27 protein-coding genes are annotated in these 25,256 nt (G+C 63.0%); 15 read left to right on the forward strand and 12 right to left on the reverse strand.

Annotated elements, in window-relative coordinates:
- The first annotated feature begins 2 nt into the window (after nt 1–2).
- Genes OLX02_RS17110 through cobU form a run of 8 tightly spaced genes read left to right on the forward strand, consistent with a single transcriptional unit; the run spans nt 3 to nt 6,572 of the window.
- Nucleotides 3–410 (forward strand): DUF1636 domain-containing protein, encoded by a 408-nt coding sequence (locus OLX02_RS17110; RefSeq protein ID WP_193829207.1) that lies wholly within the window; start codon nt 3–5, stop codon nt 408–410.
- Complete coding sequence (gene cobT / locus OLX02_RS17115; protein ID WP_193829206.1) at nt 407–1,423, forward strand: nicotinate-nucleotide--dimethylbenzimidazole phosphoribosyltransferase; 1,017 nt, start codon at nt 407–409, stop codon at nt 1,421–1,423. The genes OLX02_RS17110 and cobT overlap by 4 nt, the downstream gene beginning before the upstream one ends.
- Nucleotides 1,420–1,986 carry a histidine phosphatase family protein gene (locus OLX02_RS17120; protein WP_193829205.1) on the forward strand — a complete coding sequence of 189 codons (567 nt, stop codon included), beginning with the start codon at nt 1,420–1,422 and terminating at the stop codon, nt 1,984–1,986. Before cobT ends, OLX02_RS17120 begins: the two co-directional genes overlap by 4 nt.
- On the forward strand, nt 1,983–2,699 hold the full coding sequence (gene cobS / locus OLX02_RS17125; RefSeq protein WP_193829204.1) for an adenosylcobinamide-GDP ribazoletransferase: 717 nt from the start codon (nt 1,983–1,985) through the stop codon (nt 2,697–2,699). Before OLX02_RS17120 ends, cobS begins: the two co-directional genes overlap by 4 nt.
- Nucleotides 2,696–3,676, forward strand: coding sequence for a threonine-phosphate decarboxylase CobD (gene cobD / locus OLX02_RS17130; RefSeq protein WP_193829203.1), 981 nt, complete (start codon nt 2,696–2,698; stop codon nt 3,674–3,676). The genes cobS and cobD overlap by 4 nt, the downstream gene beginning before the upstream one ends.
- Nucleotides 3,669–4,610 carry an adenosylcobinamide-phosphate synthase CbiB gene (cbiB, locus tag OLX02_RS17135; RefSeq protein ID WP_193829202.1) on the forward strand — a complete coding sequence of 314 codons (942 nt, stop codon included), beginning with the start codon at nt 3,669–3,671 and terminating at the stop codon, nt 4,608–4,610. Before cobD ends, cbiB begins: the two co-directional genes overlap by 8 nt.
- Nucleotides 4,610–6,073 carry a cobyric acid synthase gene (locus OLX02_RS17140; protein ID WP_193829201.1) on the forward strand — a complete coding sequence of 488 codons (1,464 nt, stop codon included), beginning with the start codon at nt 4,610–4,612 and terminating at the stop codon, nt 6,071–6,073. The genes cbiB and OLX02_RS17140 overlap by 1 nt, the downstream gene beginning before the upstream one ends.
- On the forward strand, nt 6,066–6,572 hold the full coding sequence (gene cobU, locus OLX02_RS17145; RefSeq protein ID WP_264424787.1) for a bifunctional adenosylcobinamide kinase/adenosylcobinamide-phosphate guanylyltransferase: 507 nt from the start codon (nt 6,066–6,068) through the stop codon (nt 6,570–6,572). The genes OLX02_RS17140 and cobU overlap by 8 nt, the downstream gene beginning before the upstream one ends.
- On the opposite strand, the gene OLX02_RS17150 is transcribed toward cobU, so the two are convergent.
- The 3 genes from OLX02_RS17150 to OLX02_RS17160 all read right to left on the reverse strand — a co-directional run bounded on the left by OLX02_RS17150 (nt 6,559) and on the right by OLX02_RS17160 (nt 9,572).
- A complete protein-coding gene (locus OLX02_RS17150) occupies nt 6,559–7,257 on the reverse strand; it encodes a DUF2182 domain-containing protein (RefSeq protein ID WP_230487986.1) in 699 nt (232 codons plus the stop codon). The two genes, cobU and OLX02_RS17150, sit on opposite strands and share 14 nt — an antisense overlap.
- 112 nt (nt 7,258–7,369) lie before the next feature.
- Complete coding sequence (locus OLX02_RS17155; RefSeq protein ID WP_193829199.1) at nt 7,370–8,002, reverse strand: DUF1326 domain-containing protein; 633 nt, start codon at nt 8,000–8,002, stop codon at nt 7,370–7,372.
- Between the two features lie 427 nt (nt 8,003–8,429).
- Nucleotides 8,430–9,572 (reverse strand): PepSY-associated TM helix domain-containing protein, encoded by a 1,143-nt coding sequence (locus OLX02_RS17160; RefSeq protein ID WP_193829198.1) that lies wholly within the window; start codon nt 9,570–9,572, stop codon nt 8,430–8,432.
- A gap of 108 nt (nt 9,573–9,680) precedes the next feature.
- On the opposite strand from OLX02_RS17160, the gene OLX02_RS17165 reads away from it, so the two are divergent.
- Nucleotides 9,681–11,807 (forward strand): TonB-dependent receptor, encoded by a 2,127-nt coding sequence (locus tag OLX02_RS17165; protein WP_193829197.1) that lies wholly within the window; start codon nt 9,681–9,683, stop codon nt 11,805–11,807.
- Between the two features lie 256 nt (nt 11,808–12,063).
- Nucleotides 12,064–12,519 carry a ferritin-like domain-containing protein gene (locus tag OLX02_RS17170; RefSeq protein WP_193829196.1) on the forward strand — a complete coding sequence of 152 codons (456 nt, stop codon included), beginning with the start codon at nt 12,064–12,066 and terminating at the stop codon, nt 12,517–12,519.
- A gap of 663 nt (nt 12,520–13,182) precedes the next feature.
- On the opposite strand, the gene OLX02_RS17175 is transcribed toward OLX02_RS17170, so the two are convergent.
- The gene (locus tag OLX02_RS17175) at nt 13,183–13,452 is read right to left on the reverse strand and encodes a hypothetical protein (protein WP_193829195.1); all 270 of its coding nucleotides are present in this window, start codon (nt 13,450–13,452) and stop codon (nt 13,183–13,185) included.
- 447 nt (nt 13,453–13,899) lie between these two features.
- Here OLX02_RS17175 and OLX02_RS17180 point away from each other — a divergent pair, with 447 nt between their 5' ends.
- Entirely contained in the window at nt 13,900–14,124 is a 225-nt protein-coding gene (locus tag OLX02_RS17180; protein ID WP_193829194.1) for a hypothetical protein, read from the forward strand.
- 91 nt (nt 14,125–14,215) lie between these two features.
- Here OLX02_RS17180 and OLX02_RS17185 read toward each other — a convergent pair whose 3' ends face one another.
- Complete coding sequence (locus tag OLX02_RS17185) at nt 14,216–15,139, reverse strand: hypothetical protein (protein WP_193829193.1); 924 nt, start codon at nt 15,137–15,139, stop codon at nt 14,216–14,218.
- A gap of 102 nt (nt 15,140–15,241) precedes the next feature.
- A complete protein-coding gene (locus tag OLX02_RS17190) occupies nt 15,242–16,462 on the reverse strand; it encodes a S8 family serine peptidase (RefSeq protein WP_193829192.1) in 1,221 nt (406 codons plus the stop codon).
- A 77-nt stretch (nt 16,463–16,539) separates the two neighbouring features.
- On the opposite strand from OLX02_RS17190, the gene OLX02_RS17195 reads away from it, so the two are divergent.
- Nucleotides 16,540–17,034 (forward strand): RNA polymerase sigma factor, encoded by a 495-nt coding sequence (locus OLX02_RS17195; RefSeq protein ID WP_193829191.1) that lies wholly within the window; start codon nt 16,540–16,542, stop codon nt 17,032–17,034.
- Nucleotides 17,031–17,711, forward strand: a complete 681-nt coding sequence (locus tag OLX02_RS17200) for a hypothetical protein (RefSeq protein WP_193829190.1) — start codon at nt 17,031–17,033, stop codon at nt 17,709–17,711. The genes OLX02_RS17195 and OLX02_RS17200 overlap by 4 nt, the downstream gene beginning before the upstream one ends.
- A gap of 182 nt (nt 17,712–17,893) precedes the next feature.
- Here the strand turns inward: OLX02_RS17200 and OLX02_RS17205 are convergent, their stop codons facing one another.
- From OLX02_RS17205 to OLX02_RS17230, 6 genes are all read right to left on the reverse strand, one after another.
- Nucleotides 17,894–18,286, reverse strand: a complete 393-nt coding sequence (locus OLX02_RS17205) for a hypothetical protein (RefSeq protein WP_264424794.1) — start codon at nt 18,284–18,286, stop codon at nt 17,894–17,896.
- 418 nt (nt 18,287–18,704) lie between these two features.
- On the reverse strand, nt 18,705–19,118 hold the full coding sequence (locus tag OLX02_RS17210) for a single-stranded DNA-binding protein (protein WP_193829188.1): 414 nt from the start codon (nt 19,116–19,118) through the stop codon (nt 18,705–18,707).
- A 282-nt stretch (nt 19,119–19,400) separates the two neighbouring features.
- Nucleotides 19,401–20,375, reverse strand: a complete 975-nt coding sequence (locus OLX02_RS17215) for a HEPN domain-containing protein (protein ID WP_264424796.1) — start codon at nt 20,373–20,375, stop codon at nt 19,401–19,403.
- 242 nt (nt 20,376–20,617) lie between these two features.
- Nucleotides 20,618–21,133 (reverse strand): hypothetical protein, encoded by a 516-nt coding sequence (locus tag OLX02_RS17220; protein ID WP_264424798.1) that lies wholly within the window; start codon nt 21,131–21,133, stop codon nt 20,618–20,620.
- The gene (locus OLX02_RS17225; protein WP_193829185.1) at nt 21,103–21,675 is read right to left on the reverse strand and encodes a hypothetical protein; all 573 of its coding nucleotides are present in this window, start codon (nt 21,673–21,675) and stop codon (nt 21,103–21,105) included. The genes OLX02_RS17220 and OLX02_RS17225 overlap by 31 nt, the downstream gene beginning before the upstream one ends.
- 1 nt (nt 21,676) lies before the next feature.
- Nucleotides 21,677–22,090, reverse strand: coding sequence for a TIR domain-containing protein (locus tag OLX02_RS17230; protein WP_193829184.1), 414 nt, complete (start codon nt 22,088–22,090; stop codon nt 21,677–21,679).
- 219 nt (nt 22,091–22,309) lie between these two features.
- On the opposite strand from OLX02_RS17230, the gene OLX02_RS17235 reads away from it, so the two are divergent.
- Nucleotides 22,310–23,698: a toll/interleukin-1 receptor domain-containing protein gene (locus OLX02_RS17235; protein ID WP_264424802.1), complete on the forward strand. Its 1,389-nt coding sequence runs from the start codon at nt 22,310–22,312 to the stop codon at nt 23,696–23,698.
- The gene (locus OLX02_RS17240) at nt 23,658–25,247 is read left to right on the forward strand and encodes an argonaute/piwi family protein (RefSeq protein ID WP_264424803.1); all 1,590 of its coding nucleotides are present in this window, start codon (nt 23,658–23,660) and stop codon (nt 25,245–25,247) included. Before OLX02_RS17235 ends, OLX02_RS17240 begins: the two co-directional genes overlap by 41 nt.
- Nucleotides 25,248–25,256: the final 9 nt, after the last annotated feature.

The following is a 25,256-nucleotide window of genomic DNA, read 5'->3' on the forward strand; positions in this document are numbered from 1 at the left end:
CGATGCTGATCCCCGCCGATGATGGCCCGGCCATCGTGGCCTGCAACACCTGCCGCCATTCCAAGGATGCCCAGAACGGCGTGGACGGTCAGCGCGGCGGTGCCCTGCTGGTCGCCGCACTGCGCGCCGTGCAGCAAGGCGATCCGCGCTATGCCGGCATCGCAGTGCAGGAAATGCCGTGCCTGTTTTCCTGCACCGAGTTCTGCTCGGTCCACGTCCGCGCTCCGGGCAAACTCGGGTATGTGCTCGGCCGCTTCACCCCGGACGAGGAGGCCGCCACTGCCCTGCTCGACTATGCCCTGCTCCATGCGGCCAGTGAACACGGTCGCGTGCCGTTCAAGGAATGGCCAAAGGGCGTGAAGGGCCACTTCATCTGCCGCACCCCGCCCGCAGGGTTTGTGGCGCAATGATCGGGTTTGCCTCCCCCGCCGCATTCGAGGCCGCTCTGGCCAGTCTGCCCTCCCCAGATGCGAACGCCATTGCGGCCGCCCGCGCCCGGCAGGGCCAGTTGACCAAGCCACCGGGATCGCTGGGGCGGCTGGAAGACATCGCCGTGTTCATGGCCGGCTGGCAGGGCACGGCCCGCCCGGTGATCGAACGTGGTCGCACCGCGATCTTTGCCGGCAATCATGGCTTCGTGGCCCACGGCGTCAGCGCCTTTCCCGCCAGCGTGACTGCGGCCATGGTCGCCAATTTCGAGGCGGGCGGCGCGGCGATCAACGCGCTGGCTGGCGCAGCCGGGCTGGATCTCAGGATCGTCGCGCTCGACCTTGATCGCCCCACCGCCGATTTCACCACTGCCCCCGCGATGGACGAGGACGAATGCCTTGCCGCACTGTCGGCGGGGGCGAGCGTCGTGACGCCCGATCTCCATATCGTCACCATGGGGGAAATGGGCATCGGCAATACCACGGCCGCCGCGGCGCTTTCCGCCCGCAGCTTTGGCGGCAGCGTGGCCGAATGGGTCGGCCCCGGCACGGGTGTCGACAGTGCCGGCATTGCCCGAAAGGTTGCCGTGATCGGACAGGCGCTTGCCCTGCATGATTCCGCGCCTGCCTCGCCGTTCGAAACGCTGCGCAGGCTTGGCGGGCGGGAGATCGCGGCCATTGCAGGTGCGGTGCTGAAGGCGCGCCAGTTGCGCATCCCCGTGGTGCTTGATGGCTTCATCACCTGTGCGGCGATTGCGCCGCTGGCCGCCAAGGTTCCGGCGATCACCGATCATTGCCTTGCCGGGCATTGCTCGGCCGAACCCGGCCATGTCCGCCTGCTTCGCCACCTTGGCCTGTCTCCCTTGCTGAGCCTTGGGATGCGGCTCGGCGAAGGCAGCGGCGCAGCGCTCGCCGTGTCGGTGATCCGCGCAGCGCTTGCCACGCACGCGCAGATGGCCACCTTTGCCGAAGCGGGCGTGGCCGACAGCCTGTGAGCGCGTTTCACCTCCACCTGATGCGGCATGGCGCCCCTGAAACGCCCGGACTCCTGCTGGGCCGTACCGATATGCCCAGCACCCCGGCCGGTATTGCGGCCTGCGTGCAGCAAGTCGCCGACCTCTCCTTCGGCACCGTGATCGCGTCCGACCTGCAACGCTGCGCGGTAACGGCGGACGGGATCGCCGGTTCGCGCGGCTTGCCGGTCACGCGCGATCCACGCTGGCGCGAGCTGCATTTCGGGGCCTGGGACGGGCTGAACCCGGCGCACGTGGACAGCACAGCGCTCGCCAGATTCTGGAACGATCCCGAAGCCGATCCGCCACCGGGCGGCGAACGCTGGTCCTCGCTGGTCGCCCGCGTCGATGCCGCGCTCGGCAGTATCGCGGGCGATACGCTGGTCGTCACGCACGGCGGCGCTATCCGCGCGGCGCTGGCTTGCCTGTTCGGCTTCGAGCAGCGCCATCTCTGGGCATTCGACCTGCCCTATACCTGCGTCGTCAGCCTGCGCCTGTGGCCGGGCACGCCGCGCACTGCGCAGATCGTGGGGCTGTGGCCATGAAGGGCCTTTGCATCGCGGTGCAGTTCCTTACCCGCCTGCCCGCGCCGTCAGTGTCTGTCTCGAACGACGCGTTCGGCGCATCGATGCGGTGGTTCCCGGTGGTCGGGTTGATCGTCGGCGGGATTGTTGCCGCGGCGGGATGGGCCGGGGCGCATGTCGACAGCTGGACCGGCGCGCTGGCCGCGCTTGCGGCATGGGTGCTGGTCACAGGCGCGCTGCACCTGGACGGGCTGGGCGACATGGCCGATGCCAGCGGTGCCGCGCACAAGGATCGCGAGCGGCTCCGTGCCGTGCTGGCCGATCCCCATGTGGGCAGCTTCGGCGTGACCGCCATCACGCTGCAATTGCTGGCCAAGCTGGTGCTGCTGCACGCGCTGATCGACCAACGCCAGATCGCTGCGGTCGTGCTGGTGCCTTTCGCCGCACGCATCGCCCCGTTGTTCTGGACCCGCTGGATCGCTCCGTTGCATCAGGGGCTTGGGGCACGCTTTGCTGGGGCCATCCGCCCGGCAGACCTTGCCTTCTGGACGCTCGCGTTGCTGGCAACCGCGTGGTTCCACCCGGCCCTGCTGGCCACCGTTCCTGTCATCGTACAGTGGGGCCGCTGGATCGCCCGGCGTATCGGCGGCATTTCCGGGGACGGCCATGGCGCGGGAATCGAACTGATCGAAACCGCGCTGTTGCTGGGCCTTTGCGTGGAGGCAGCGCTGTGACATCACCCCGTTGGACATGGCATGGCGGCGGCATCGATGCGGCCCGGCAGCACTTCGGTGGGGAGGATTGGCTGGACCTTTCCACCGGCATCAACCCGCACGCCTGGCCGCACGCCAACGCCGTGCCCGTCGATTGGCGCGCGCTGCCGGGCGAAGACGACGTGGCGGCGCTGGAACGCGCGGCGGCCGCCCACTTCGGCTGCGATGCAGGCAGCGTCTGCGCCGTCCCGGGAACCGAAGTGGGCCTGCGCCTTGCAGGCGAACTGCTTAATGGCCGCGCCTGCCACGTCACCCCCACCTATCGCACGCATACCGAGATGGTGGCAGGCAGCTGGCCCATCGCTATCGACACGCTCGATCAGGCAGACGGCGCAACGCTGATCCTCGCCAACCCGAACAACCCCGATGGGCGTCTGCTCAGCCGTGACCAAATCGACGATCTGCTGGCACGGCGCGGCGCAAGCGGCTGGCTCGTGCTGGATGAAGCCTTTGCCGATTGCCACCCCAACCACACCGTCGCCGACCGGGTCAGCGACGAGCGGCGCCTGATCGTCTTCCGCTCGTTCGGCAAGTTCTTCGGGCTGGCCGGCGTGCGGCTCGGCTTCGTGATCGGGCCGCGCCAGATCATCGACGACCTGCGCAGGCGGCTGGGAGCCTGGCCCGTCTCCGCCGCCGCCATCGCGATCGGCACGGCTGCTTACGGCGATCATGCGTGGACGGCCATGATGCGCCGCAGGCTGGAGGCCGATGCAGCGCGACTGGACGCAGCACTGCATAGGCGCGGCTATCGCGTGATCGGCGCCTGCCCGCTGTTCCGCCTGATCGAATGTGCCGATGGCGCGGCCCTGTTCGACCATCTGGCCCGGCGGGCCATTCTCACCCGCCCCTTTGCCCACCAACCCCAGTGGTTGCGGGTGGGGCTGCCGGGCAGCGAAGAGGGACTTGCCCGCTTCATCTCCGCCCTGCCTGATGGCTGAAGCTGTCGTTCTTCTTGCCCTTGCCCTCGATGCGGCGATTGGCTGGCCTGATCGGCTCTATCGACGGCTGGGTCACCCGGTCGGCGGTTTTGCCCGGATCATCCAGAGTTGCGAGCGCGTCTGGAACCGCTCGGCGTTGCCCCCGCCGCTACGGCGATTGCTCGGGGTGCTGACGGTGGTGATCCTCATCGCCATTCCGGTCGGGATGGCGCTCGCGGTACAGGCGCTTTTGCTCAAGATTTTCGGGTCGTTTGCATGGATCGCCGAGGCCGTGCTCGCCTGGCCCGCGCTGGCGCAGCGCAGCTTGTTCGATCATGTCCGCCCGGTGGTCGTGGCCCTTGAGGCAGGCGACCTTCTCGCGGCCCGCCGGGCCGTTGCCATGATCGTCGGGCGTGATACCGCCGAACTCGATGCAGCGGGCGTGGCGCGGGCCGCGATCGAAAGCCTTGCCGAAAGCTTTTGCGACGGGATTGCCGCACCGCTGTTCTGGCTGGTCGCGGGCGGCGTGCCGGGGATTTGGGCCTACAAGGCGATCAACACCGCCGACAGCCTGATTGGCCATCGCGAGGAGCGCTGGCGCGCCTTCGGTTGGGCCGCCGCACGCACCGACGACCTGGCGAACCTGTTGCCCGCGCGGATCGGCGCCGTGATCCTCTGCCTTGCAGGACGCGGCGGATGGTCGACGATGTGGCGCGATCATGGCCGTCATTCCTCGCCCAACGCTGGCTGGACCGAAGCGGCCATGGCCGGCGCCCTGCACGTGCGGCTGGCTGGACCGGTCGTCTACGATGGAGTGGCCCATGCGAAGCCGTGGATCGGCGAAGGCCCGCCCGACGCGACGGCGGCGGATATCCGCCGCGCGCTCGTAATCTACGTTCGCGCCTGCCTCCTGCTGGGCGTAACGGCTACCGCGTTTGCATGGAGAGGATGGTGATGGGCGCACTGATGCTGCAAGGTACCGGGTCCGATGTCGGCAAATCGGTGCTGGTCGCCGGGCTGTGCCGCGCGTTTGCCAATCGCGGTCTTTCCGTGCGCCCGTTCAAGCCGCAGAACATGTCGAACAATGCTGCCGTCACGGTCGACGGCGGAGAGATCGGGCGAGCGCAGGCCTTGCAGGCCATGGCCTGCCGGGTTGAGCCGCATACGGACATGAATCCCGTCCTGCTCAAGCCGCAGGCAGACCACACCTCGCAACTCGTGGTGCATGGGCGAGTGCGCGGAACGATGGGCGGCGGGAATTTCCGCACCGCGCGCGCCGCGCTCCTGCCCGATGTGCTGGAAAGCTGGCAACGCCTGCGCTCGCAATGCGATCTTGTGGTCGTCGAAGGCGCAGGATCCCCGGCCGAGATCAACCTGCGCGCAGGCGATATCGCCAACATGGGCTTTGCGCGCGCGGCAGGCGTGCCGGTGGTGCTGGTGGGCGATATCGACCGTGGCGGGGTGATCGCGGCGGTGGTCGGCACCCGCACCGTGATCGATCCTGCCGATGCAGCGATGATCCGGGGCTTCATCATCAACAAGTTTCGGGGCGATCCCGCGCTGTTCACGGACGGCTATCGCCAGATCGAGGAACTTTCGGGCTGGCGCGGCTATGGCGTGGTTCCGTGGCTCGCCGCCAGCGCGCGCCTGCCCAGCGAAGATGCCGTCGTGCTCGAACGCCATACGCGCGATGGCATGGGCACGCTGAAGATTGCCTGCCCGATCCTGCCGCGCATCGCCAATTTCGACGATCTCGATCCCCTGAAGGCCGAAAGCGGGGTCACGGTCGTCATGGTACCGCCCGGCCATCCCATCCCCGCCGATTGCGCGCTGATCGTGCTGCCAGGCTCGAAGGCGACCATCGCGGACATGGTCGCACTGCGCGAACAGGGATGGGACATCGACATCCTCGCCCATCACCGGCGCGGGGGACGCGTACTCGGCATCTGCGGCGGCTATCAGATGCTGGGTCGCCGCATCCGCGATCCGCATGGCATCGAAGGCCCGCTAGCGGAAATCGACGGGCTGGGCCTGCTCGATGTCGAAACCGTGCTTACCCCGCACAAGGCGTTGCGGCGCGTGCGGGGGACGGCGTTGGACCAGCCGTTCGAAGGCTTCGAGATGCACATGGGCGAAACTATCGGTGCGGGATGCCAGCGTCCCTTCGCCGTGCTCGACGGCAACCGCCCAGATGGCGCCATCAGCCCCAATGGACAGGTCATGGGCAGCTATGTCCACCGTGCGCTGGCCAGCACGCCCTTGCGCACGGCACTGCTCGCCGCGCTCGGCGTCCAGTCCGATGGTGTCGACCACGCCGCCGCGGTGGACGCCGCGCTCGATTCGATTGCCGACGATCTCGAAACCCACCTCGACGTCGAGGCCCTGCTGGCGCTCGCGCAGGGAGATGGCGATGCCTAGCCTGTTCGTTCTGGGCGGCGCCCGTTCGGGCAAGAGCCGCTATGCGCAGCACCGTGCCGAAGCCACCGGCCTTTCGCCGGTTTACATTGCCACCGCTCAGGCGTGGGACGACGAAATGCGCGACCGCATACGCCTGCACCAGCAGGATCGCGGCCCCGCCTGGTCAACCGTGGAAGCGCCGCTTGCGCTGGCAGAGGCAATTCGCGCGCACAATGCGCCAGACGCGGTGGTGCTGGTCGACTGCCTGACCTTGTGGGTCACCAACCTGCTGCTGTCCGATCGCGACATCCCGGCGGCCACCACCGACCTGACGAAGGCGATCGCCTGTGCCAGAGGTAACGTCGTTCTCGTCAGCAACGAAGTCGGCCTTGGCATCGTCCCCGAAAACGCCCTCGCGCGCCGGTTTCGCGACGAAGCCGGCAGAGTCAACCAGGTGGTTGCAGCCGCGGTGGGAGAGGTCCAGTTCGTGGCTGCGGGACTGAATCTCAGGATGAAATAGCCCCCGCCCAGACCAATACCGACAGCCCTATCATGCAAACGCCAACGAAAACGGCGATGCTGTTTCCAAACCGGCTCACTCTTTCAAAAGCGACAAGCACGCTCAAAAGGGCGATCCACAATACATTCATGACCCCGCCCACGAACAGTAGCGCCATCAGCAACCAGCAACAGCCCACGCAGATAGCGCCGTGCATCATCCCCATCCGCAACGCCCCCATGCGCCTGGGACGGTAGTACCGGCTCAAGAATTCGGCCGGATTGCGGCACCGGCGAAGGCATGCGTTCTTCGCTGGCGAAAGCTGGTAGATACCGGCACAGAAAAGAAGGCTTCCGGCCGTCCGGGAACTGGTCAGCGCCATTGTCCCTGGTTCGATCAAGCCTTTCCGCGCGAGGAAGGATTGCAACACGGCAATTGCCAGAGAAAAAGCGCCCCACAACAGCAGGTAACCCACAAGGAAAAGGCCGGTTTCCGGCCATTCGTTCTTTCCGCGACCGGGGGCATGCGTCGCCACGCGATCAAACAAAAGGATGGTGGGCGTGGCCGCTGGAAGCATCATCGCAGCCATCATCACCCACCACATCGCAAACAGGATTACGCAGCGCAGCGGCGCCACGTCCATTCGCATCGCATCCATTGCAGACGGGGTGGCATCGCGCGGCCACAGACTGCCGGAAATCGCCATGCCGGTTCCGGCCCCCGACAGCACCCAAACCCATACCATGACGCAAAGCAGGACCAGCAGGGCCGCACTTACCCGCGCGGGCCGGGCTAGCGCACGACGCCACCGTTGCGGATCAGGACCGGACAACACCATGGCTGTCGAGATGAATATTGGCAAACTGCCCATAGCTTTGCGCATGGTCCAGCTTCATCGGGGCGAACGACCGACTGGTGCCAGATCCCACTTCCGCCACCTCGTACTCAAAGCCTTCCGGCAGCCGTATCTGCGCACGGATTTCCTTGCCATCCACCGGGCTGCGGATCGGTTCGCCGCGCATTTCCACGTGATCGGCAATGCGTAGACGACCGCGGCGCGCTTCTACGTCCACGTCGAAGGCGATCGGCTGGAAACGAGGTTCGTGCATCGTCTCGATTGTCGATGCGAACACTGCGAAAACCGTCGCAAAGGGGTCCGTGTCGCCTCCAGTCATGATGGTCAGCAAAGCGTTGCGCTGTTGGGCGCTGGCCCGTTCATCGACGAATGCGGCACATTCCCCGTGCCCTTCGTGAATTGGCCCCGGCCAGCGGAACACAGCTGCGATGTTCAGCCCCGAAAGATCGGTGTCACCGTGCCTGCCGACATCTATCGCCATCCCGAATACCGCCTGGCAATGCCCCTTGTCGGGCAACCCACCGAACTGGCAGTTGCAGCCGAAATCGCAGTTGCAGTTCACCAGTTCGCGGCCCTTGAGATTCCAGTATGCCATCCTGCACCTCCATGGTGAGAAGCACCGTCCATCCCGCTCGTAATAACAAACGATACCACATCTACACTGCTTTGTCAGGCATCAGAATCCCAATTGGTGAACCGTTCCGACCACGAGGACGACCGAGCTTGCAGTGATATCAAGGCAGGCACGATGCGAACGGTGATCTTGATGATGGCCCTGATGATCAGCACGACGACGCGCATGACTGGCTAAACGCACGGCGCGCTAAAACCCACCAATATTGGATGACGCCTTGACAGCAGGAACGGCTTCACCACCGTCCGGGTCTCGAGCACCCGCGCGAACATCGACTGGAGGAACGGAAACATGATGCGAAATGAAGGCGGCTGCTGGCTAAGCTAAAACAGCGGTAAGCAAATGGTTTTCTGCGGGTCAATAGGATTGGACGGACCGCCCACGCGCATTATCTTGGAATAATTGGCCCGCCCCCCTGTACTCGCCTGCGCCGATGCCTGCGAAACCAAATCCATACTCCGGTCGTGTACATCACGGGTAGCGCCAATCCGGCAAGGAGTACGGCAATCCGCCCCGCCAACCCGGCTGCCTCACCGCTGTGGAAGGCAAAGGCGCTCTCAAGCAGGCGATTGGTCAGCGGTGCCTTTTCGGCATCGTAAACGTCCAGTACCCGGCCATCCACCGGATCGACTGTGACCATGCTCGTGCCTGACCAGATCCGCCATTCCCCAGGCTGACGAAGCCTGACTTGATATGCGGGCAGTGCAGGGCTCGGCAGGGTGAGCGAGACGAAGGCGGCGCGCGGAAGCGTGGCCTGAGCGGCCGCCAGTGCTTGATCGGCAGTTACAATACGTTGCTGCGGTGGACCAGACTGCAGAGCAAAGGGAGACCGATATGGCAAATGGCTCTCGCTGAAACTGCGCAACTGTTTGCCGAAGTCCATCGTCGCCCCCGTAATTGCGAGGAGCACAAGGGCCGCAGCGGCGCATAGCCCGGTCAGTCGATGCCAGCCAAAAAGGCGCTGGGCACGCGAATGCCACCGACGGATGCCGAGGATGGCGCGCCAGGCGTTGCGGCGCGGCCATGCCAGCCACAGGCCACTCAATGCGCTGGCCAGCAGAAACAGGCCGGATGCACCAAGCAAGAGTCCGCCCATTTCACCCAGCAACAAGCGATGGTGCAAATCATAAAGCCACCGCGTCGCACTGCCTTCAAATGGAGAAGGCGGTCGCCAGTCACGTTCACCAAGCTTGGCCCCTGTCGCGGTGTCGATGAGATGGCCCCGCTTGCGTCCGTCAAGGTCGGTATAATTGATAATGAATATCGACGGGTCCTGATCAACACGTCCGATGCTGTCGGCACGCATCGCAACTGGCAAGCGCGCGGTCCCAAGCAGTACGTCCAGCGAAAGTGGCTTGGAGCGCTGAGGAGACGGTAAGGCGCTTCGGTCCAGTTCGCGATGAAACACCAGGATCGCGCCGGTGAACCCTTGCAGCGCCCACAACAAGCCGAGGGTGAGACCCAGCCACAGGTGCACGCGGCTCAAAATGACCTTTGCCTTACCGCCTTCTCGAAATGCTGTCGACGCCATGCATTGTTCCTCCCAGATGACCCATTTTAACCCATTCCAGGAAAAATAAAACGCTATTGCGAGTCACTCGCATTCTCGTTAATGGCCCTGATATCAGGAGGGACCGTCATGCACATCAGAATGCCATCTTCCACCGCCGCCATTGCCTTGGCTTGCGCTTTGAGCGCGGGCGCTCACGCGAACGAAGCCGAAAGCAGTGCCGCTGATAGCGAGGGACGTGGCCGCGGCATTGTGGTCACCGGCGCGCGCGAGGCAGGTTATGCGCCAGCCGCCACGGCAGCGATCAAAATCCCGGCCGAACTCCGTGACATTCCGCAGACAGTAGATGTCGTGCCGGAGGAGATATTGCGGGATCAGCGCGCGTTGTCGATCCAGGATGCGCTGAAGAACGTGCCGGGTGTTGGCCTCAGCCACGGCGATGGCCAGCGCGACCAGGTGACAATCCGCGGCTTCAGCGCGATTTCCGACCAATTCGTTGACGGATTCCGCGATGACGCGCTCTACTTCCGCGACCTTTCCAACGTCGAGCGGATCGAGGTGATCAAGGGGCCGGCGGCTGTACTCTATGGGCGAGGTTCGTCAGGCGGCCTTATCAACCGGGTCACCCGCAAGCCGGGCGAGAACGTTTCGGCGCTGACGCTCACCGCAGGCTCTTGGGAAACCAAGCGCGGCGAGTTCGATTTCGGCCAGGTCTTCGATGACGGAAAGGTCGCCTTGCGGCTTACCGGCGCGCTCGAGCGCAGCGGCAGCTTCCGGCAGTACCAGTTCCTCGACCGCGAAGGGATTGCGCCGTCACTGCTGCTGCGTCCCGGCCCGCAAACCGAAATTTTATTCCAGGCCGATTATCTGCGCGACAAGCGCATCACTGATTTCGGTATTCCCGCCTACCAAGGCCGACCGGTGGATGTGGCACCGGGAACCTACTATGGAGCGGCGAACGCCCGCGATGCCGACACCAGCCGGTCAAAGGTTTCCTCCCAGGCGATCAGCATCGTCCATCATTTCTCGGACGACCTGACCCTGCGCAACGGCTTTCGCCGCTACAACTATGACCTCGATCGCCGCAACACCCTGACTGGCGCGGTGCTCCCGGTCAGCGATACCCGGCCCCGCCCGCTGGCCTCGCTCAACCGTTCCAACTTCTTCCGCAACGAAGATGGCTGGTCAAACCAGCTCGAACTGACCCACATCTTCGCCACCAGTGGCATTCGCCACACGGTGCTTTACGGTTTCGAGATCGGCCGCCAGACCAAGCGGCAATTGCTCTATTCGCGCAATGGTTTTGCGACGGTCGACCTGTTCGCGCCGGTACTGCCTGTCGTGCCGGTGGATCTTGGCGGCAATCCTGCGACCGACAACGAAGGCCGTTTCCGGAACGAAGGGCTTTATGCGCAGGATCTGATCGACTTTGGCTCGGGCATCAAGGCCCTGGTGGGTATTCGCCATGACTGGTTCGAACAGCGCACGATCCAGCATCTTGCGCTACCCAACCTTGCGCGCAAGGATAGCGAATGGAGCCCGCGCGCGGGCCTGGTCTTCCAGCCCGATGCGACGCAGAGCTACTATGCCTCGTGGAGCCGCTCCTTCCAGCCCTCCGGCGAAGGCTTCGCGCTGGCCGTCAACAATGCCGGGATCGAGCCCGAACGGACGTCGAACAAGGAAGTCGGCGCCAAGTACACTTTCCTCGGCGGAAGGCTGAACACGACGGTTTCCTTATTCGAGCTGGAGCGCACCGGGATCAAGTCGGCGGTGCCGGGGACCACAACGCTGATCCCGATCGGAACCCAGCGCACGCGCGGCGTCGAATTGTCAGCCAATCTCGACCTGGCGTCCGGCTGGCGGGCGGTGGCGGGATATTCGTATCTCGATGCCAGGGTGATCCGCTCGATCGCCATCGACGACGGCCAGCCGGTCCAGGGCAAGCGCGCCACGATCACTCCGCGGCACAGCGCCAACCTGTTCGTCACCAAGACGTTCGAGGATCGCTACGGGCTCGGCCTTGGCGGCAACTACGTGGGTGACAGGTTTGCGAACCCCGGCAACACAGTGACTTTGCCGGCTTATGTCACCGTCGATGCGCTGGCCTGGGTCAGGCTCGGCAATGCGCGGCTGCAAGTCAACGCCTACAATTTGTTCGACCGCCGCTACATCGTGTCGGGACACGGCACGTCGCCCAACCTCAACCTGCCCGGCGCGCCGCGTACGGTCATGGGAACGGTGCGCTTCGAACTGTGACACGGCTCGGGACTGGCACCCGCTCCTAGACCTGATACACATGCCGCAGCCAGTGCCCGCCATGCACGACTTCGCGAACCAACCAGTCGCAAGTTTTGATCGTGGCGGGCACTTCCAGTTCAGCCCGACACTTCATGGCACTCTGGAAGACGATGGCGTTCGTCGGAAAAATTGCGTAAAATTGCCATTGCGGTTGCCATCGCCAGGGCCGTGATGCGAGTATGGCATTGCCTCGGCAAATGCAGGAGAGACTGTCATGACCGAAGACGACAAGAAGTCCGCCATTGGAGTTCTGAACCGGATCATGGAGGCCGAGTTGGCCGGCGTCGTCCGCTACACCCACTATTCGTTGATGGTGTACGGATATAACCGCATCCCGATCGTCTCGTGGCTGGAAGGCAACGCTGCGGAAGGCCTGGCGCATGCACGAAAGGCCGGCGAACTGGTGACGCTGTTGGGCGGGCACCCGTCACTGCAGATCGGCCCGCTTCTGGAAACCGCCCGGCACGACATAGGCGACATCCTGCGCGAGAGCCTCGAGCACGAGAGGATGACTTTGGGCCTTTACTACGAGCTTCTCAAAGCATCGGGCGACCGATCCGTGCTGCTGGAAGAGTACGCGCGAGAGATGATCATGCTTGAGGAATTACACCTCGATGAGGTCAACAAAATGCTGCGCAAGCCGGGCGACGTGCAGGCGTTCCAAGAATAATTTCTTACCGTTTGGAAGGCATGCGCCGACGTTCCGCCGAGCGCACCATAGCTGTGGACGCGAGCGCTTTTGGCGGCTGGATGCTCTCAATTTTGGGAGGCGTCCAGTTGTCTGTCCATTACAGAAACGGTGTCTGGATCAGCGGGCCCATCACCTCACCGTCAACGGCTGTCGGCGCTGAAGGCTTCGTCCTGACTCGGCGGCGCATCCTCAAGCCGCTCACGTAATGCCAGGTAAATATGACGGGCATCGCAAGTCCAACCAGCCAGTGCGACACGCTGGCGTAGGTCCGGATTCCTTCGTCACCTGCATAATGAAGCCTATATCCGCTGCGGGCGAGGACCATCAGCGCAACGCTCAGCGCCAGTCCAGCCACGCGCTGCCCCTTGTGGGACCAGCCTTGCGGAATATGCGCAACAAAAAGCCCGCCTAGGCCAAGCACGGCGGGAATGAGGACGAGGCCAAACGCGCCAGTTCATCGTCCGACAAGAAGCGCTTGCGATGCACACGCCTGCTTTGCCGGATGGACCAGCACGGATTTGTGTTGTCGGGTCGATAGCCCCAAGCCTCAGCCTTGTTCAGCGCAGCACGCAGAATCTCAAAGCAGCGGTTGGCGGCCGCTGGAACTAACCTGCCGGTCAGCGCGGCAAACCATAGGCAGTTTCAGGCTCGTCCAATGTATTGACGCATGCGTCTGGAAATGCAGCGTCGACGTGCGAGCGCCGATAGCCCGTCATTGCCTCCAGCGTCGAAGTCTCTCAATCGGGAGCGCGCCGTTCGCAATTCGGCGGTAAAGTCGTCGATACGAGACGCGGTGCTTGCAGGCTGGTGCACCTCGGTGGAGCCATGTCCAAACTGGGCATGGACCAGGGCGCGGCGACCAACCGTAATGGCCTTGTGATACGTCAGCACCTGCCCAGCCTCGATGGTCACGGTGCGCGTCCACCCCTCATGCCGGTCTGCACGACGTAGACCTTGCGACCACTCTGGTAGTGACGGATGCCGACGCCGCGCACGCCTGCAAACCATGTGATGGCACGAGTCCTGCCCGGTGACGCAGCCGCAAGCGCGGTCCAATCCAACCTCTCTGAATGCACCAGCGACGGTTTCGCGAAGCGTAAAGCGCGTCCTGGTCGCATTCCCAAGGATACCCGCCGCGCCGCCTTGGCAATCATCTCGCCGGCAAGGCGTGGCCGAGCAGACCAACCGACCGACCGTTGCAAAAGGCACGCGGCTGCACCGCTTATTGTATGAGCGGGCAAAAGTCGCCGCGAACGCAGTTGGCATCTCAAAGAATGGAGGCTCAAAAAAGCTGCCGCTGTCAACTCGGTATGATTGACGTCACGTCAGGCAACACGACTCCAGCCAGAGGAGATTACGGTGAAAAACTCGGGCGCCAGCGATTCAGTTTTCTGGAATCAGATCAGCCGCGCGGCCCGTGTCGAGCCGGTCACGCCCCCCGGACAGGTCTGGGTCACCGAACCGATGGCCGCAGCGGTGGCGATGGCGGCCCCGGATCGCTTCGCCTGCCACTATGTCGGCCGGATCGCCCTTGCCAAGTCTTATGGCACCGAGCCGATCTACCGGTTGGCGCGGAAGGATTGAACCAATGTCCGCGGGGCAGATTGCATCGACGCCCACAAAAAGGCGGCCGTGATTTCCGGCAAGGAAAATCACGGCCCGTTTGATGGACGTATTACTGCTGGCGCGTGTTTTCCTTGTTGGCACGGGTCGACTTGCTGGCGGTCTGGGCCTTGGCCGGAGCCGACGGGGTGCTGCTAGCCTGCTTGATCTGGCTCGCCCCCATGGCGGACACTAACGCATTGCCGCTCGCCGTGAAGTTGGCTGCGGGCAGCGTTGCAGTCTCGCCCTGCACATTGACCACCAGCGCCTTCACCTCGCCACGCGCATCGGTGACGACCTTGCGGACGGTGCCAAGCTGGGTGGAGGCGTCCGGCGAAAGGACGCTCATGCCCTTGCTCACCGAAACCGCCCCTTCAGCCGACGAGGCCACGCTGCCGGCAAGGGCAAGGTTGCCCGCCGCACCGCCCATGGCGGAGCCGGCTGTACTACCCGCGCCGCTGGCGTTGCCGGCCACCGATCCGGTCGCCGTTCGCGCGCCGGAGAAGGCCGCATTGCCTGCGCCAGTGCCCGCTGCGCGCGCGGAACTAGCCGCCGACCCTGCCGCTGCGTGAAGCGCATCGGTCCCGATCAACTGCCCGTTGGCCTGCGCCGAGCCGTGGCCCGCGGCGCTCCCGCTGCCATTGGTACCCGTGGCCGCAGTGAGCGGGCCGGTGGCGCTGGCGAGATTGCCCGTCGCCGCGCCGGTGAGCGAACCGTCCGCGTTGCCATCGGCGTGGACCTTGCCGCTCTTGCGATCGACCGACTTGTGGGCGCTCGCCGAACCCGATCCGCGCGCAGCGCCCGATGCGGCGCCGTCCACCGAATCCATGGTCGAGCCGAGCGTACCACCATTGAGCGTGCCCCCCAGCGTCCCGCCAAGGCTTCCACCGAGGCTGCCGCCAAGACCGCCCCCCAGTCCACCGCCGCCGAGCAGTTGCGCATGAGCCGGAGTCACCACGATCAGCATCGCCGCAGAGGCTGCAAGAATGGTACGCATCGCAAATTCCTTTCGTCGCATGGGAGGCGCATCCTGTGCGTCCTTCGACAGGGGAAACGGATGCCGACGCCCGCTTAATTCATTGTCACGCGATTTTTTTCATCAGCCCCGACATGGGCCGCAAATCAGGCCTCGACCATAGGTGGCGTCAGGGCCGCGTGGTCCAAGATCGACCGCCTCCCGGTCAAGCGCATCGCGTACGTTGGCGTGTCCCGCCGCCGCGGTGCGTGCGGCCACCAGAGGCACGGCGAAAGATGTGCCGCGCACCGGAACGCGGCGCCCCCGCATGTCGAGCGCGCGCATATCCGCCGCGGGTGCAGCATAATCGAGATGCAACGCCCGGCCTGCCTCGATCAATGGGCGGTTGCGCCCGTCAACGCCCGTTACGGCGAGGACCCCCGGAAACGAGGCCGGATAGGCGGGAGGCGCCGCAGGGCCATCGTTGCCGACCGGCGCCACGATGGTCGTTCCGCGCCGCTGCGCGCCAGCAATAGCGCGCGCCAGCAGCGGATTGGCCGGCCCGACCAGGCTGATGCTGACGACCCGCACCCCCTGCCCCACCAGCCAGTCGAACGCCCGCGCGATGGCCAGCGCATTTCCGCCTGCGGGATCGGACCCATAGACGTCCGCGACAAGCACGCGCCGAACGCCTGCGCCGTGCAACAGTGATACGACGGCACTGCCATGGTTGCCTGCGACCGGCGCGCCGGTGGCAAAGCCGCGTTGCGCCTCGACTGCGCCCGCCGCCCCACCATCGATCACCCCAACAGGGCCGGCGATTGTTCCGTAGGCGGTGACAGGTCGCGCGCCGGCGCGCCTGTCTGTACTGACGGAGCCGCCGGGAAACAGCAGGTTGTCCGCCCCCACCTCGACACCCGGCAGTCGATCGCGCAACATATCCTGCGCGCGCGACAGCCCCATGCCCGGCGGAACCGCAACCTGCACGACCTCCACATCGATGTCCGCCAGTCGTTCACGCCCGATTTCGCGGAAGCCGGAGCCTTCGAGGCGTTGCGCTAGGTCGGCGGGCGGATCGGAGATCAGCAGCACCCCCTTGCGAGCGGGCTGGCCGTCGCGGTCCATGTCCACCAACGCCCGCTGCTGCCGGACGAGACGGCTAAGCCGCTCGATCCGCCGCTGGGCAAGGCTCTGTGCGCGATCGGGCAGATCAGCCACTGTATCGATCGCGGGATCGATTGCATCGGTGGCCAGTCGGGCCACCGTTCCCACGGTGTCACGCAGCCCCGGCACGGCGACTTGCGCCGCGAGCGGGGGGCAAACCAGCGCAAGTAGCGCTCCGACAGGGATCAAGCGTTTGTGCATTGGTGGCTGTTCTCATAAATCGTATTGCCCATGGATGAAACGGACGACCCCATCCGTTGCATCCAGCAGAAAGGCCGATGCCCCTGTCAGACCCGTTTGCCAGTGCCCTGCTCGATCTGCTGCCGCGCCTCAGGCGCTTTGCGGCAGGCCTGTCGCGCGATCGCTCGGAAGCGGACGACTTGTGCCAGGCGACGATCGAGCGGGCCTTGCGCAATCGCACACGATGGCAGGACGGCACCCGGCTCGACAGCTGGATCTACCGGATGATGCGGAATATGTGGATAGACGAAGTGCGGGCCAGAACCCGGCGAGGCCAGACCTTCATCGCCGAGGAACTCGGCAGTGACATCGGCAGCGATGGCGGGCAGGAGGCCGGCGTGATGCTGGGCGATGTCGATCGCGCTCTGGCCACCCTGCCCGACGAACAGCGCGAAGCGGTGATCCTCGTCATGGTCGAAGGCTATTCCTACAAGGAAGCGGCGGAAATCGTGGGGTGCCCGGTGGGCACGCTGAATTCGCGGCTGGTGCGCGGGCGCGATGCGCTGCTCGCCCGATTGGGAGAAGCGGCATGACGCCAACACCCGAACAGATCGCCGCCTTTGCCGACGGGCAGCTCGAAGGCGAGCAAGCTGCGCAGGTCGAAGATGCGGTTGCGCAGTCCCCCGCGCTTCAGGCGCAAGTCGCAGCGCATCGGGCCTTGCGCGCCCGTCTGTCCGCCCACTTCGCGCCGGTGCTGGAAGAAGAGGTCAGCGCAGCGCACCTTCGTCTCTTGCACCCGAAGGACGATACCGTCGTCGATCTGGCCAGCGTCCGGGCCATACGCAAGCGCCGCTGGACGTGGGTGGCCGCCCCGGCGCTGGCCGCATCGACCGCTCTGGTGGTTCTGCTGAGGCCCGCTGCGCTTCCCGAAGGGTATGCGCAGCCCCAACTTGCCGGAATGCTCGACCGGCAGTTGGTGGCGGAACAGGATGCTGGCGCTTCCCAGCGGGTGCTGCTGAGCTTCCAATCGCGCGATGGCCGATTCTGCCGGGCCTACAGCTCCCCCGGCGCCAGCGGAATTGCGTGTCATGATGACCGCGGATGGAAGATCGAAAGCGTAGGCGCCGCCTCGCACGAAGCCAACGAATACCGGCAGGCGGGGAGCGTGGCGACGATCATGCAACAGGCGCAGGATATGGCCATTGGTCCCGCGCTCGACCCCAAGGATGAACAAGTGGCGCGGAAATCAGGTTGGCGCGCCCCGCGCTGAAGCAGGAAAGCGGCTGGCCAATATCGCTCGGGCCAACACCTCGTCGTCCAGCTTTAGGCAACATCTCGTCGAGGTGCCAAAATCAGTGTCGGAAGCCACGCGTCCGGCGGCTTACTGCCGCCCGATGTCCGCTGCGAGCAACAAACCAAGGCAATTCGCAATGAACTCTGCGGAAAACCACCTCAATCGATACCTGCCTTGCGCTGTTGCACGGCAATCCATTCCAGTCGCCAAAGGCACTCTTCGAGGTTCTCCTCCAACTCTTCCAGTTCTGCCTCGTATTGGGCGGTGGCCAACTCAGAGATACTTTGCCGAAAGAACAGGACCGCCTCGAGGCAATCATCCTGCTCCTCCTGCACCCTGGAAGCATATTCACCGAGATTGATGTGCCCTAGGCGGTACTGATCGAACAAGTGAGTCAACCGCTCGGCGAATGTCGGCAGCCGGACCTCCCGAACTCGCGGCGGGCGTAGTTCTGCCTGTCCGCTTGCAGGCACGCTATCGTTTGCGGTAATTGTGGCAATAGCTGCCCTGGCCGTAGCCCATGCATTTCTGCACCAGGATATGATCCCCACGCCTTCTCCCAATTCGGTTGGCGTCCGTATGCATCGAACGGCTACCCCAGACTACGTACGGTGTGCCTGTCAATAGGCAGGATTCAGGCCCCTTGGACCGGTACTGGCGGCTTGATCAGAATCTCTGGTTTCTCTCTGATTCCTGTGGGATTGCGGCCCGTTCGGACCAATGCGGTGGCTTCGACCGCGTCGAAGCGATAGCGACGAAATTCTCTATTTGTTTCGTTTGCGGGTACAAATAGCCATCAGCTCTACCCAAACTGCCCGACCCTTCCGAACGACCATTTTGGCAATGTAGCTGGTCTTCGACGGCTCGGCCTATGAGCGTCCTGATGAGTGCGAAACCAGACGACAAAAGGCCCCTGCGGATCGTCCGCAGAGGCCTTATCGGGGGTGATCCCGGTGATGATAGGCGGCGCTACTTTGAGCGCCGCCGGGTGGCCTTAGCAGGAGCCGGGACTACGGTCTCATCCAGCGGGAGCTCGGCATCGCCTGCTGCCTTTTCCTTGGCCTTCGCGAGGAAGTCGACCTGCTCGGCGATGATCTCGCAGCCATAGCGGACCTGGCCGTCCTTGTCGGTCCAGCGCGTGTAGTGGATGCGGCCGGTGACCATGACCAGGGCACCCTTGGCGACGTGCTCTGCGACCTGCTTGCCGACACCGTTGAAGCAAGTGACGCGATGCCATTCGGTCTCGGTCTGACGATGTCCCTCGCCGTCCTTGTAGTGGCGCGTGGTGGCGAGGGAGAGGCTGGTGACCGAGGCGCCGTTCTGGAGGTTGCGGACTTCCGGGGTGTTGCCGACGAAGCCTGCGAGGATGACGGTGTTCTTCATGGCGGATTCCCTTTGAAGCTCTTCAGAGTGTCCAAGGGACCATCCCTTCGACTGAGCCCCGAAAGGTCCGGGGGTGGAGAGGACCGCACGAGCGACGCGAGGAAACCCCGCCGGAAGGAGTGGTGCGGGCAGCCGCGCTTGGCGCGGCAACACGGTCCGCACCGGTGCGGGTTGCGTGTCCTGTCCGGCTTCGGACAGGGGCGTGTTTCAGTCTTGGAAGGGGATGTTCTCTGGACGCGTGCGAGCGTTCACCACGCCGGGTCATAAAGAACCAATCCTGCCTCAGGCAGCCTTGGCAAGATCCTCGATGCGCGCCTCGCAGGCGCTCTTCACCAGCCCTTGGAGCACCTCCACCCGCCCGGCAATCCAAGCGAGTTCGTCTGCCGAAATGCGGTAAGATGGCGCGTACCTTGCCTTTACATAGGCATCGCGCAGCAGGGCATAGCACCGCTTCTCGAAGCGCCCGGTGCGCGGCCAGACATCCTTTAGCGCTGGCTCAAGTTCCTCGGCCATGTCCCGCAGGCGGTTGAGGTTGTGCGACTTGGGCGACCACAATTTGCGCACGAGGAAGAGGCAGTGATAGAGCCGTTCCACTGCCTGATGCAGGTCGAACACTGCAATCTTGGGGGCACCATCCGCGACCGCATGTTCGTACTGGCGGTAGAACTGACCGGCGCTCTCGAACCAGTCATCGAAGTAGTCCTGCGTCTCCTGAAGAGCCTGCTCGCGTGACAGGGGCATGGGCTCAACGAACGCGGAATCTACCTCCTCGAAAAGCACGACGCCATCCTTGAGGATGTCCATGAAAAAGTAGCGGCCAAGCCGGAGCTTCTCGTTCACATCGTCAAGGCTGTGATAGATCAGGCTGACCGGTGTGCGCAGCACTTTACCCGCCGACAAATCGGCAAGCAGCCTGCTTTCGGTCGCTTCCCAGAACTCGGCGATGTCGGTGAGATCGTCGTGGTTCACGACCACCAACAGGTCGTAATCGGAAAAGTAGCGGCCGACCGGGTCTTCGACCCAATCTCCGCGTGCATAGGAGCCGAACAGCACGATCTTCAGCAGCTTGCCTGCACGATAGCGTGGCTGCGTACGATGCGCGATTGCCTCGGCAAAGCCGGCGCGCACCGTCTCGACGACGTGGGCAAGTTCGCGCCGCTTGCCTTCGGGGAGATGATCGAGGCCGGATTTCATCAAATGCGGAATCGGTGGTTTTGCATCTTCTGCCAAGGAAAAAGTGTAATCGACCTGCGGCACTCGTAGCACGAGATGAGCTTGCGATACGGAAGGGCGTGGCTTGATGTCGAGCGACGGGACGTTCCTGCCGGTGCGCTATTGGGAACGTCCGGTTATGACAACGGGCGTTCTAGATAAACCTAATCTTTTTCTCCTAGAGCTGCTTGGACGTCCCGAAAGTCCGCTTAGGGCCGGTTGATCGGCGCAAGCTGCCCCTGGGTTCAGGGGAGACGTAAGGCGCCGGTGCGATGCGACGTTGCGCGCTAAATATCTGCGGTCTTTCGCTTGATGGGATCGATGTGATGGACCTGCCGCCCCAAGGCCATTGCATATACAACAATGTCAGCAGTGCCGCCCCGTCCGGCCGCATCCTCACCATCCCAAACCGTAACTAAGCAATCCACGTTCCTGGCGATCCATTTTCCCGCATCGAGGAAGGCGCCCTCGTCGGGCTTTCTCGATCGCAATTGGACAATCTGCGCCTTTGCGAGCAGCCGGCTATATTCCCTGAGCGGCTCATCCTTAAACTGGCTGGGATAGTCCTCCATAGGAACGACAGCTATCAACGTACCGCCAGCATCAAGCACAGCGTCTGCAAAGATTTGATCGGCGCCTGCCGCCAAGCTGGAATAGCCGAAAATGATCGATTTGCCCGCTAGATAGCGGTCGATGCGTGACCTAACCCACCGCCAGTCGATGCCCTCACGCTGTTGATGGCCAGTTACACCGATTTTCATTTCGTACCCTTCTAACAGGCAAACGCGAGCAAACGTTGCCATAGCGATTGCCAAGGGATCGCCGTCACAGCCTGAAAGCCGTAGATTCCAACGAACACGCGCGGCACGAACTTCTCAGTCTCGTAGAAGGAATTGTGCTTCTTGCCGTCACCGTCTGGATCGAGCCTTGCCCATTCTTCCGTGAAAGGTTGCTCGACTAGCTTCCGTTCCATGTCGTTGATCACACCAAACTTGGCCGTATTGAGCGTTTTGTAGCTGAGGATAGATCGGCTCCAATATCGGCAAACCAGCACGCCAGCCAGCGACACCAATAACGCTGTTTTAAGCGGAGGGGTGCCGCCTCCAAAATAGGCTGATCCGCCTACCAGAATCGTGTTTATCGAAAGGTAGAACGAGTTAGCCACCTGCCGCCGTTGGCTAACCCTATCCGCCATTTCGACCATCAACTTGTATTGTTCTAAGCGCTCAGCTTGCTCGACTTTGCGCCGACCAGTGACAGATTGGCCTTGAAGATACTGTTGGCCTTTCACCAGAGGCAATCCTGCTGGGGCAGCGTCGCTACCCACCGTTCCCGCAGCCAGCATCTCATTTCTTGTTCTTACCTTCACCCATCATCTGAGTGACCGCAGCAGCGACGCCATCCCAAGTCCAAGGGATCGTCCGATTCCGCGCCAATCCGACCGGAAGCGTGCTATTTGCATCAGCACCACCGACATACACGCCAAAATATGGAACGTCTTGAGCTTTCGCCATCGCAATCTCTTTCACGACGCCTGTGGCTGTGCTCATGTGCTTCCCGACAAGGACAATCATCAAGTGAGTTTTATTGATTTTCGCCTTTACGAGATTTTCCCACTGCGACTGAGCCATTGGCTCCTTCGCTGACCAATCCTCGTGACTAAACGGTGTCTTTGAATGCCAGGCCTGTCCTGCGAAGAGCATTTTCTCGTTACTGTTATTGTCGACGTCAAAGCTGATGAACGCGCGTGGCTCCGCCATTGATACCTCCCGGGTTTGCAATCATGAGTTTGGCTCGGTTGCTTGACCAGCGCAATGACAACAAATCGAGAGTGAAGTTTTTCAAGATCGATCTTTGCGCTAGGACGAGCCAACACATTTTCGTAGCCTCGGTTCTCACGGAACACAGCTCAATTGGCGGTCGCGTCATGCGTCCAGAAAAGGTATGAGTGGAGAACAAAACAGGTGCGAGGAGCCGCATTGGACCAAGAGGAACCACGCGAAGCGATCTTCATCAGCCATGCAAGCCCGGAGCAGAACATGTTCACGCTCTGGCTCGGCGCCAAGCTGGCGGCGATGGGCTATGAGGTCTGGGCTGACGTCCTGCGCCTCAAGGGCGGCGATGATTGGCAGCGCAAGCTCGAACATGCCCTACGCCATCGCGCGGCCAAAGTGCTCCTTGTCGCGGATCCGGTCTCGGTCGACAAGCAGGGCGTCCGCAACGAGATACAGATTGCGTCCGACATCGCGCGCCGGATTGGTGACGAGGAGTTCATCATCCCCTTGAAGCTGGCGGCGTTCGAAGCACCCTTTCTGATCGCCCATGCCCAATATATCGATTTTGAGAAGAGTTGGGCCGCAGGTCTGGCCGAGTTGCTGGATGTCTTAGGGCTAACCTACCGCATCCCCCGAACCGAACCCATGAATGGCAGCGTCTGGCGCGACGTGCATCTTATTAATGCCAGGCGGATCCAGTCGCAGCCAGAAGCCCTCATCTCCAACTGGTTGCTGATGGACGCAGTACCCAAGCGCATCCGCCAGTTTCGCTTTCCAGATGGGGTGCCTCAGGCCGCGATCGACAAGAGCCTCAAGGGTGCGCCGTGGCCGCTGGTCCCGTTCCGCGAGGGATTTTTGACCTTTGCGCTCGCCCATGACCTGCAGGATCATTTCGGGCCAAGCCTTCCCCTACGCGCGGCGGGCTCGCAATCGTTAGGAGCCTTTCTCGACAAGGGTTGGGAAGAAAATGCGATCAAGCCTTGGAACTCCCGAAACATATTTGCCGACCTTGTACGCCAAGGTTTGGAAGCCGCGTTTCGAGGCCGGCAGCTGGAACCCTACCAGATGTCTGGCACTCAGCTGGCCTGGTGGGCGCGCGCCGATGTAGCGCCATCCAATCAGGTCGCGTTCCAGATGGGTCAATGGTCGGGCTCTCGGCAAATTCAGGGCTACTCCTCGAAGCGTGGCCTGCATTGGCATTTCGGTATTTCTGTGGCCGCGCGCACTGCACCAATTCGCCATGTACGGGTGCTCAGCCGCCTCATTTTTAGTACCGATGGCCAGAATGCGTTGGACGATGTGAAGAAGATGCATCGCCAACGTCGCTCGTTTGCCAAGGGCTGGCGCAACGCACGCTGGCGGGACATGCTACTGGCGTTCCTGCACTGGGTGGCGGAGGGAAAAGCGGTCCTCGAAGTACCTATGAGCAGCAGCGAAAGCATCGCTCTCAAAATTCCGCCAATGCAGTGGACCGCGCCCGTGAGCATCCCGCTCGCCGGCGACGACCAGATGAGCGATGAAGACGATCCTACCATTGATGAGGATGACGATGATGGCTTCGACGAAATCGAAGACGCGTCGGACGCAGCGTAGCGCGCCGACTTATCCGCGGGTGCGCTATATGCGCGAACCTACGCTTGAATTCGCGATGGGACAAAAGCTGGCCTATCCGCGTGATGGTCTCTTTCTCTATGGTCCGGTTGGGGATCCACGAGACCTGCCGAGCATTCGCTATGGCGTCATCGGCACTGCGCAGGGCGTCCTACGGTTTCGCCGCTGGTCGGCTTCGATCAACCGGGTGATCGCGATTCCCAAGCCCGGGCTGCGCTCCCGCGAGGTCGAGCCCCAGCATGTCCCCTTCCCTGGCTTCGAGCAGGCCTTTCACGCGACTTGGCCTGATGAGCCGGTACGCGTGATCGACGACCTAGACGAAGGTGAATTGCAGCGCATTCTCAAGATCGAGAATCGGCACGAAGCTGTGCGCGGCGCGGTCGATGTTTATGTGACACGTCTCATTGCCGAAGCAGACCGCATGGAGAATCCGCCGGCCTTTTGGTTCGTCATCATTCCGGAAATTGTCTACGCACTAGGGCGCCCCAAGTCTTCCGTCCCCAAATCCGAACGAAGCGCCGGCGTCGTCTCGATAACGGTTGCACGGGCACGCCAATTGCAGAGGCAGCCAACCCTGTTCGGAGACGATGAGCGGGAAGCGGCGGTCTATCAGTATGCCACCCATTTCCGGCGACAGCTCAAAGCAAGGCTGCTCTCCAAGCGGATCGTTACTCAGATTGTTCGTGAAACGACTTTGACGCCTGACGAGTTCAAGCGAGAGAGCGGCATGCCAATACGTCGTGTCGAGGATCCGGCTACAATCGCGTGGAAGCTTTGCACCGGCGCCTATTACAAGGCGGGTGGCAGACCTTGGCAGCTCGCCGATGTCCGCCCGGGCGTCTGTTATGTCGGCTTGGTCTACAAACGCAGCGAATTGTCCGCGGATGCCCGCCATGCGTGCTGCGCCGCACAGATGTTCCTTTCCGATGGCGAGGGCGTCGTGTTCCGAGGCGCGCTGGGGCCTTGGTTTCACACTGATTCCCGGCAGTTCCACCTAGATGAGCCGGCGGCTGCTAACTTAGTGAGTATGGTCGTCGGGGAATATGAGCGACTCCATAACGCGCCACCGCGCGAGCTCTTCATCCACGCGCCCTCCAATTTTACCGACGAAGAGTGGCTGGGGTTCCAGTCCGCCTGCGGAAAAGAAACCAATCTGGTCGGCGTCCAGATCTCCGACGCAAAGGACAATGTGAAACTCTACCGGCCGGGCGGTTATCCGGTCATTCGCGGGACGGCGCTCGAGACCTCCAACCGCCACGCATTCCTGTGGACATCCGGCTACGCGCCGCGCCTCGATACCTACATGGGACCCGAGACACCCAACCCCATTTCTGTGCGAGTCGCGCGGGGCATTTGTTCCCTTGATACTGTGCTTCAGGATGTGATGGGTCTGACCAAAATTAACTTCAACAGTTGCCTTCACAACGATCGACTGCCGGTCACAATCCGGTTCGCCAACGCAGTGGGCGACGTGCTGATATCGGCACCCATGGATGGCGAGCCAAAGCTTCCGTTCAAATTCTACATCTGATTAAGAGCT

The organism is Novosphingobium sp. KCTC 2891 (genome assembly GCF_025938155.1).
Classification (GTDB): domain Bacteria; phylum Pseudomonadota; class Alphaproteobacteria; order Sphingomonadales; family Sphingomonadaceae; genus Novosphingobium.